This is a genomic window from Stieleria sp., from assembly GCF_041595215.1.
GTDB classification, from domain to species: Bacteria; Planctomycetota; Planctomycetia; order Pirellulales; family Pirellulaceae; genus Stieleria; species Stieleria magnilauensis.
In genome coordinates, this window is record NZ_JBFHKV010001441.1 from 1 (window position 1) to 1,687 (window position 1,687).

Consider the following 1,687-nt stretch of genomic DNA (forward strand, 5'->3'; position numbering starts at 1 on the left):
GTGCGATGGCAAACGAACCTGGTCGATCGTTTCGGCAAAGACACTCTGTATTGGGACCACGGGACGTCGCCCGTTTTGACGAAGCGACATGTTGTCTTTGCGCGGATGCACAACGGTGAATCATGGCTGGCCGCGTTTGACAAACAAACCGGCGACATCGCTTGGAAGGAAGCGAGGAATTACCAGACGCCACGGGAGTGCGACCACGGCTACTCCACACCGCTGGTGATCGATCACCAGGGAAAGGAGTCGCTACTGGTCTGGGGCGCCCAACACTTGACGATCCACGACGCTCAAGACGGACGCGTGGTGTGGTCGTGTGGAAACTTCAATCCCGACTCCAATCAACTTTGGCCCGTCGTTGCCTCGCCGGTCCTGGTCGATGACATGGCTGTCGTCGCCTTCGGACGTAACGACAAGGGGGCGCCGCGACTGTACGGCATCCGCATGGACGGAAGCGGTGACGTCACCGAGACGAATCACGTTTGGTTTCGCGATGACATCTCGACCTTCGTCCCCTCGCCCGCTGCTTACAACGGACACGTCTACCTGGTCCGTGACCGCGGTGAAGTCGAATGCATCGATCCGGCGACCGGCAAAACGATCTGGAGTGACGCGTTTCCCAAAAACAGGAACTCGTACTATGCGTCACCGACGATCGCCGCCGGTAAACTATACGCGGCGCGTGAAGACGGCGTCGTCTACGTCGCCGATGTCACCGATGTCACCGACGGCGAATTCCGGTTGTTGTCCGAAAACGATCTGAAAGAGTCCGTGATCGGATCGCCCGTTCCGATCGAGGACCGCATTTTTATCCGCGGTGAGAAGCATCTGTATTGTTTCTCGTCCAATTGACTCGCAACTCGTTCCCCGGCAGAGTCTGGGAACGCGATGACACGTAGACTCTGTCGGTTGGACTGGCAATTCGCGTCGCGTGACAGAAGGCATGCACAGCATGCCCTACCAAAAATTGAGTAGGTCACGCTGTGCGTGACAGAAGGCTGACCAATCCCCGTAGGTCACGCTGTGCGTGACAACAGGCACGCTCAGCATGCCCTACACCCCACCGCACCACTCCCCCGATCATGCAACGACATTCCTTTCTGCCCCCTGTCGCAACGCTGCTCGCCGCGATGATGTTCACGGCACGTCCCTCCATCGGCCAAGAGGCGACATCCGCTTGGCAAGCCAATCCCGACCTGGTCGAGAAGCTGACCCGGCAGCGCCGCGAGTTCAACTACGTCGAATCGAAAGTCCCGACCTACACGTTGCCGAATCCGCTGGTGACTGGCGGGGGCGATTTGATCCGTTCGCCGAAGGAATGGAACGAACGTCGTCGCGGCGAGCTACTGGAATTGTTTCGCGAGCAGGTTTATGGACGTCGACCCGACACCGAGTACTCGTTGCGGTTTGAGCAGACGGCAGAAAACACGCAAGCGTTCGACGGCGCCGCGACCGGCCGCGAAATGAAAGCGATCATCGAAATCGACGATCGTACGTTTTCGTTTCCGTTCGTCGTCTTTGTGCCCAACAACGCGTCGGGGCCGACCCCGGCGGTGATCCACATCAACAACCGCTACTTTGTTCCGCTGGCGACCGCTGTCGAGAAACCGGATCCGTTTTGGCCGGTGGAAACCTTCATTGAGCGTGGTTATGCAACGGCATCGTTCCACACCTCGCATGTCGA

Annotated in this window: 2 protein-coding genes; both read left to right on the top strand. The window is 58.6% G+C overall.

From position 1 onward, the window contains the following. Positions 1–855: PQQ-binding-like beta-propeller repeat protein (locus tag ABX749_RS31935; protein ID WP_372899599.1), on the top strand; the 855-nt coding region annotated here is incomplete at its 5' end. Positions 856–1,085: 230 nt separating this feature from the next. Beyond that, the coding region (locus ABX749_RS31940) for a hypothetical protein (protein WP_372899600.1) at positions 1,086–1,687 on the top strand (602 nt) is incomplete at its 3' end.